Here is a 910-nt window from a genome sequence, read left to right on the forward strand (position 1 = left end):
GTCCCGGAGTGTGTCCGTAAGCGGCGATGGGAGAAATCCCCGGAACTATTTCTTTCAGTTTTTTTCCCAACTCTCCCGGTTCAAACGTAGTAACCTTTGTGCCATAAGGTTTAAGCGCTGCAACCGCTCCCTGATTAACTTGGCTCTTTGTAAAGTATTCCAGTTCTTTAGCGGAAAGGTAAATTTTCGCTTTTGTAAAAACAGCCACCCCGTCTTTTTGCAAACTGCCAAAGTGATCCCCATGCAAGTGGGTAATAAGTACCGCGTCAATATTTTCGGGTTGTACGCCCAGTTTTTTGACTTTTTCTACTATAATACCGCCCATTCCGGTTCCGGTATCTATCAATATATTCTGTTTCGGGGCTTTGATTAAAACGGCATTGGCTGTGTGCTTAAAACCTTCCACCGGAATATAGCGTTTCAGTACTGCCTCGTCCGCTCCGACTAAAATCCCCGTGTTTCCGTCCCTTTCGGATTCTACCAAAATGTAAACTTCATATTGACCGACTTTCAGTGAATAAATACCATCGCTGTCACCCGCATATCCGTTTACGGCCATTGCGTAAAAAATTAACCCCATAAAGCATATTTTTTTCATTTTTTCCTCCTGAATAGAGAATAGCATTTTTTTGGAAAATGAGCAATGAACAATGAACAATTAGCAATTAGCAATGAATAATGAGCAATGAGCAATGGTTTTGTCCGCTGTCTTTTCGTGAGGTTCATATTTAGATTACAGACAACAACAACAACTTCTCCCTCTTCTTCGTGATCTTCTCTTCCTTTGTGTTCTTTTTGAGAAATATTTCGGTAAAATTCCTCTTTATCAATTTTTCTCTTTTTGCTACTATTACTCATAAGGAGCAAAGTATGGAAAAAATCCCAGTTGGTATTTTGGGCGCTACGGGCA

General features: G+C 40.7%; 2 protein-coding genes. Both read right to left on the bottom strand.

The window, feature by feature from the left end:
• Nucleotides 1-598, bottom strand: a 598-nt coding sequence (locus tag ACYVRH_RS13415; protein WP_461257397.1) for an MBL fold metallo-hydrolase, incomplete at its 3' end; no start/stop codon positions are given.
• The coding region (locus ACYVRH_RS13420; RefSeq protein ID WP_461257398.1) for a hypothetical protein at nucleotides 595-910 on the bottom strand (316 nt) is incomplete at its 5' end. The genes ACYVRH_RS13420 and ACYVRH_RS13415, both read right to left, overlap by 4 nt.

This window comes from Treponema sp. R80B11-R83G3 (assembly GCF_054786115.1).